Origin of the sequence: uncultured Neisseria sp., assembly GCF_951230505.1 — a bacterium.
Lineage (GTDB): Bacteria > Pseudomonadota > Gammaproteobacteria > Burkholderiales > Neisseriaceae > Neisseria.
On the sequence record NZ_CATNVN010000114.1, the window covers coordinates 1 to 5,916 of the forward strand.

Below are 5,916 nucleotides of genomic sequence, written 5' to 3' on the forward strand. Positions count from 1 at the left end.
ATAAAAAGGTTTGGGCTTTTTTATAAACTTAAACAGGCCGTCTGAAACTTTTCAGACGGCCTCTTTTTGTCTCAAATATCTGAGAGAAAAAACTTTTTCTTTCGATACATTGCCAATAGTGCTTTGCTTTAAAAAAGATTTCAGCCTTACATTTTTCTATCGGATTTCATATTCATTTTACGATGCGGCCTAACCGTTACACTCAATGGCAGATGATCTGACAAATGTTGCCAGTCTTTACTGTTGTGAATTTCAGAATCGATGACATCAAGATTGCGCGTGTAAATGCGGTCGAGGCTGAGGATGGGCAGGCGCGAAGGGAAGGTTTTGGGGCGTTTGCCTGTATTATCGACAAATACTTCGTTCAAATCTAATGCCCTGCCCAATTCATGCGCTGATTTCTGCCGCCAGTCATTGAAATCGCCAGCGATAATCAACGGGCTTTCCGGACGAATATATCGGCCAACGTAATCGCTGATGGCGCGGTATTGTTTAAGGCGGTCCGGCTCGCGCAGATTGAGGTGGACGCACAAACACACCAGCGGATCTTCCCAACCTTCGGGCACGACCTCGCAATGCAACAGGCCGCGCTGTTCGAGTTTATTGACGCTGATGTTGAGGTTGTTTTCCGTTTTCAGCGGTAGGCGGCTGAGAATGGCGTTGCCGTGGTGTCGTTTGGGATAGACGGCATTTTTGCCGTAGCTGCGATGATAATCGAGGCTGTCGCCGATGATGTCGTAATGCGGCGCATCGGGAAAGTCGGTACGGCGGCTTCTGTTGAGATGTTGTCCTTGGACTTCTTGTAAAAACAAAACGTCCGAACCCAATGCACCCAGCGCGTCAGCCATGCGGTTGACCTGCACTTTGCGGTTGAGCGCAGACATGCCTTTGTGCATATTGTAGGAAGTAATGGTAACTGGACGGGGAGACATGATGTGTGATGAAGCGGTTTATTTGTTTCAGTATAACACCGGAGCGTGTGGTTTTACGGCAATTTTGGTTATACTTGTTTAAAGAATAAAACGGCGTTTTGACAGGGAATTTCCCAATCAAAACGCCTTCCAAATAGAAGTGTACTCCACATTATCTCATCATTCAATTTAATAACAACCAATATTTATTCGACTACAACCAATCATTATCAAGCAATATGAACTACAAAAACAGTATAACTTGCATTAGACTCTTTTACATAGTAGGTTCATCAAACTTCTTGCGAATCATTTTGATATCATTTTTTACCAGATTCAGATATTGATTCTTTTTCATCCGCACATACGAAGGATGATAGGTCGGCATAATAAAATGGCAAATATCTTTCTCACATTTCCACTCACCTCTCAACTTAGTAATTCCAACTTTATCCAATACTGATTTGCATGCAGAATTACCAAGCAAAACTATTATCTTTGGTTCTATCAGTCTAATGAACTTCAAAATATACGGGCGGTAATATTCAATCACTTTAGTACTTGGCCGACCGAACTTTTTTCCATTTTTACCTGGTGGCATGCGAAACACCGCGTTAATAATATATATATCCTGGTCTAGTTTAAATTTCTCACTCTCCAACATCTCGTCTAGCAGAATACCAGCAGGACCTCTAAAAGGTTCTCCCTCTTCGTTTTCTATTGGTCCAGGAGCTTCACCGATAATTAACAACTTTGCTTTTGAATTTCCACGACTGATAACAAGCTTGTTACCCGTATATTCTAAGGGATCACCACGCATATTTTTAATTTCATCAATTAACCCTTCAATAAGATCCTCCTTTTCTTCAGATAACATCTAATGTCTCCATTCCAAGTCAGTTGTTGATTACTTCAACATTGGTTTCAAAAGTAACGGCGTGCTGATATTTAGATGCGGTTTTGCGTTTCGGATAAGGATATTTGGAAACGCTTTTCACTGCGCGTTCGTCCATTTCAGGATTGCCGCTGGATTGAATGATATTCACGCGGTCAACATTGCCAGCAGGAGTTGTGAAGACATCCATCAAAACGGTTTTAACGCTGCCGTTTTGTGCTTTCATGGCTTCCAGAGTTTCGGTATCGGCTACTTGTGCGGTACCGAATACAGCGGCAAACAACAGGGCTGAGGCGAGGAGTTTAGTCGTTTTCATGTTTTATTCCTTATTAGGGTTGTGGTTAGGTTAAATATTTCAGACGGCCTGATTCGTCGTTATTTGAAATTCAAAATCGGCCAACCTTTTGCTTTGGCTTCTTTTTCCAGCTCGGCATCCGGATTGACGGCGACAGGTTCGTTCACGATACGCAACAACGGCAAATCGTTTTTGGAGTCGCTGTAAAAATAAACCTTGCCGTAGCTTTCAAAGGTCTCGCCTCGCTCGGCAAGCCATTGGTTCAATCGGGTAATTTTGCCTTCTTTCAGGCTGGGCGTACCGACATAGTTGCCGGTATATCGGCCGTCTTCGCCGGTTTCAAGCTGTGTGCCGATAATGTTGTGAATACCAAAAAGATGGCAGATTGGGGTAATGATGAATTCGTTGGTCGAAGAAATAACCAACATTTCGTCGCCCGCCATTTGATGGCTTTGCACCAGCATACGCTGCATCGGGGAAATATACGGAACAATATATTCGGCCATAAACTCGCGATGAAACTCAGCCAATTCTTCCTTGCTGAAACGTGCCAAAGGAGCGAGATGGAATTTGAGGAAGGCATCAATATCAAGGCAACCGTTTTGATAGTCTTGGTAGAACTTTTCATTTTGAGCCTCGGTTTCAGCCGCATCGACTATGCCTTTTTTAATCAGGTATTGCGGCCAAGAGTGATCCGAATCGGTATTGATCAAGGTATTGTCGAGGTCGAAAATGGCAAGGTTTTTCATTGGGTTTCCTGTTGTTTTAAAAGCTGGCGCAAAAGCGGCAAAGTAATGCGCTTGCCCATCATAACGGCGTAGTTGTCGAGGGTATCGAGCATTTGCATCAGGCTGTCCATATCGCGCCGCCAATGGTTCAGCAGGTATTCGAAGATTTCCGGATCGATGGTTACCTGACGGGCGGCCGCCATGCTGACAAGCGCATCGATTTTTTCTTGGTCGGTCAACGGTTTGACTTCGTAAACCAAGCAATATGCCATGCGTGTGCGCAGGTCTTCACGGATAACGAGCTGTTGCGGCGTATATTCGGAACTCAAAAGCAAAAAGCCTTTGCCGCTGTTGCGGAAGCGGTTGAAGATGGCAAACAGTAAAGCCTGTTCTTCATTATTAAGCTTTTCGATTTGGTCAATGGCAAGATATTCCGCATCCAACGCGGCTTCTGTCAGCGGCGTGGCGGCGGCATCAATATAGAGGGCATTTTGTCCGGCATCAAGCGCCTGGGCAACCCATGCCTGCAAGAGATGGCTTTTGCCTGCGCCCTCTTCGCCCCAAACATAGATAAATTGCCCATGTTTGTGCTGCAACACATAAACCAGCTCGGCATTTTCTGTTCCCAGAAATTTGTCGAAGCCGGGATAATCATGGCTAGCAAAATCGAAGATGAGCTGGTTCACAAAGGCGCACCGGTTAGGTTGAAATCGGTTTTATTTTACGTTGTTTTGCCGTCCACCATCAAGGATAAAGGCCGTCTGAAGCCTATACCTGCAACATATCTGCACTTCTAAACATATCTTGACGCGCTTACGGCATTGGTTTTATTCCGCTTTGGTTTTACAATGTCGAACTTCTCGCCGAAACATTTGTCTGTTCTTTTTCAGACGGCCTTTTTATTTGGGGAACCTTAGTGATTTCTACCCTTATTGATTTCATCCTCCATATCGACCAACACCTTGTCCACCTTTCCGCCCAATACGGCCCGTGGATTTACGCGATTTTGTTTGTTGTGATTTTCTGCGAAACCGGTTTGGTCGTAACGCCATTTTTACCCGGCGACTCGCTGCTGTTTGCCGCCGGTGGTATTGCGGCCATCGGCGGCATGAATATCCACGTCATGGTATTGCTGCTCTTAGCAGCCGCCATTTTAGGCGATGCGGCCAACTTTATGATCGGCAAGTATTTTGGACAAAAACTGTTTGCCAATCCTGATTCCAAAATTTTCCGCCGTTCGTATTTGGAAAAAACCCATGCGTTCTATGAAAAACACGGCGGTAAAACCATTATCATTGCGCGCTTTGTGCCAATTGTGCGGACGTTTGCGCCATTTGTCGCCGGTATGGGCGATATGCACTATGGCACGTTTATCCGTTACAACATTATCGGCGCGGTGTTGTGGGTATTGTCGTTTTCCTATGCAGGCTACTTCTTCGCCAATATCCCCGTCGTAAAAAACAATCTGGGCTTAGTCATGGCGGCAATCATCGTGATTTCGATTTTACCTGCGGTAGTCGAAGTCATCCGTGCCAAACTTAACGCCAAAAAATAACAATCAATCGAAAAGTTTGAAAGTTTAAACACATCAAGGAATTGTCATGCCGTTGCTGTCTATTGAATTTGCGGTATTCTTTATCATATTTTTGCCGTTGTACTGGGCATTTGCACGTTTTCCGCAAGTTCAAAACGTTTTACTTTTGGTTGCCGGGCTGGGCTGGCTTTACCGTATCGACCCTATCTTTGCCGCGCTGATTTTGGTTTACTCGTCTGTGGTTTACCTGGTCAGCGTGCTGATGTTTTCTGAAAACGAGAATATCCGCAAATTTTGGCTGGGCTGCGGTATTTCGGCGGCATTGACTGTTTTGTGTTTCTTCAAATACTTCGACTTTTTCCGCCCGATTATTCAGCAATATACAGGGCAAAGCGCCGTCATCGACATCCTTTTGCCTCTGGGCTTGTCTTATTACACTTTCCAATCACTGGCTTACTTGGTGTATTGCTACCGCGAGCCCAAAGGAGACCGTTTTGAATGGCACGAGCTCCTACTGCATCTGAGCTTCTTCCCCACCATCACATCCGGCCCGATTATCCGTGCGGCCGCTTTTAAAAGCATAGACGGCGAACAAGCGGGGGCATTGGCGCAAATCCGCACCAAACAGGCACGACAGCTGATTTATCCGGCTTTGGCAGTCGGCCTGATTGTGTTGGGCATTGCCAAAAAGTGGTGGCTTGCCGGCGTATTGGCGGAAGGCTGGGTATCGCCTGTTTTTGAAAATCCGGCCCAGTTCGACGGCTGGGGCGTATTGTCTGCGATTTATGGCTACACCTTCCAACTCTTTTTCGACTTTTCCGGCTACTCGGATTTGGTCATCGGTTTGGCCATGCTGCTCGGCTTCCAGCTGCCGAAAAACTTTGCCGCGCCGCTTCGCGCCGTCAACATCCGCGACTTCTGGGACAGATGGCACATCAGCCTGTCCACTTGGATTCGCGACTATATCTATATCCCTTTGGGCGGCAGCAAAAAAGGCTTCGGACGCACCCAGCTCAATCTGATGATTGCCATGTTGCTTTCCGGCATTTGGCATGGCTACGGCTGGAGCTTTTTGATTTGGGGTGCGCTGCACGGTGCGGCGTTGGTGTTCCTTAACTGCGGCGATAAAATCGTCGGCCGCAATGCCTTAGGCCGTCTGAAAATCGGCAAACCGCTTGCCTGGCTGTTTACCTTCCATTTCGTTTGTTTCGCTTTTGTCGTGTTCAACAGCGCAACGCTTGCCGATACGGAAATGCTGTTCAGCGCATTATTTGCCAATGATAAAGGCTGGAACACGCCTCTGCCGACCGACCTCATGTTGCTGGGTACATTTGCGATGATGCTTTTGCTGTACCCGTATTTGCTTCGCTTATTTGAAGCATCGGTAAAAGGCTTGGACAAACTGCCTGCATGGCTGTGGTTTATCCCCATCACGCTGATCCTCGCCCTGATTATCGTCTTCGCCCCGTCCGGCATTCCCGGCTTTATTTACGCCAATTTCTAAGGAGCAGAACATGAAACGCTTTATCTCCCTGTTTGTTTCGATTCTGCTC

The 5,916-nt window shown here is 46.3% G+C and carries 7 protein-coding genes; 2 read left to right on the plus strand and 5 right to left on the minus strand.

Features of this window, described 5'->3' with window-relative positions:
* Positions 1 to 146: 146 nt before the first annotated feature.
* The 5 genes from Q1M25_RS07470 to hda form a co-directional block, all read right to left on the minus strand.
* On the minus strand, positions 147 to 932 hold the full coding sequence (locus Q1M25_RS07470) for an endonuclease/exonuclease/phosphatase family protein (RefSeq protein ID WP_070459975.1): 786 nt from the start codon (positions 930 to 932) through the stop codon (positions 147 to 149).
* A 256-nt stretch (positions 933 to 1,188) separates the two neighbouring features.
* Complete coding sequence (locus Q1M25_RS07475; RefSeq protein WP_107723092.1) at positions 1,189 to 1,788, minus strand: uracil-DNA glycosylase; 600 nt, start codon at positions 1,786 to 1,788, stop codon at positions 1,189 to 1,191.
* Between the two features lie 19 nt (positions 1,789 to 1,807).
* Entirely contained in the window at positions 1,808 to 2,122 is a 315-nt protein-coding gene (locus Q1M25_RS07480) for a TonB family protein (protein ID WP_300483505.1), read from the minus strand.
* 59 nt (positions 2,123 to 2,181) lie between these two features.
* Complete coding sequence (locus Q1M25_RS07485) at positions 2,182 to 2,850, minus strand: HAD family hydrolase (protein ID WP_300483508.1); 669 nt, start codon at positions 2,848 to 2,850, stop codon at positions 2,182 to 2,184.
* Positions 2,847 to 3,515, minus strand: coding sequence for a DnaA regulatory inactivator Hda (hda, locus tag Q1M25_RS07490; protein ID WP_300483511.1), 669 nt, complete (start codon positions 3,513 to 3,515; stop codon positions 2,847 to 2,849). Before hda ends, Q1M25_RS07485 begins: the two co-directional genes overlap by 4 nt.
* A 230-nt stretch (positions 3,516 to 3,745) precedes the next feature.
* Here hda and Q1M25_RS07495 point away from each other — a divergent pair, with 230 nt between their 5' ends.
* Positions 3,746 to 4,384 (plus strand): DedA family protein, encoded by a 639-nt coding sequence (locus tag Q1M25_RS07495; RefSeq protein ID WP_070592086.1) that lies wholly within the window; start codon positions 3,746 to 3,748, stop codon positions 4,382 to 4,384.
* 46 nt (positions 4,385 to 4,430) lie between these two features.
* Entirely contained in the window at positions 4,431 to 5,867 is a 1,437-nt protein-coding gene (locus Q1M25_RS07500) for an MBOAT family protein (protein WP_300483515.1), read from the plus strand.
* Positions 5,868 to 5,916 lie beyond the last annotated feature (49 nt).

Coding starts and splice junctions, on each gene's coding strand:
- Q1M25_RS07500 (WP_300483515.1), top strand. CDS start 4,431: ATGCCGTTGCTGTCTATTGAATTTGCGGTATTCTTTATCATATTTTTG.
- Q1M25_RS07485 (WP_300483508.1), bottom strand. CDS start 2,850: ATGAAAAACCTTGCCATTTTCGACCTCGACAATACCTTGATCAATACC.
- Q1M25_RS07475 (WP_107723092.1), bottom strand. CDS start 1,788: ATGTTATCTGAAGAAAAGGAGGATCTTATTGAAGGGTTAATTGATGAA.
- Q1M25_RS07480 (WP_300483505.1), bottom strand. CDS start 2,122: ATGAAAACGACTAAACTCCTCGCCTCAGCCCTGTTGTTTGCCGCTGTA.
- Q1M25_RS07470 (WP_070459975.1), bottom strand. CDS start 932: ATGTCTCCCCGTCCAGTTACCATTACTTCCTACAATATGCACAAAGGC.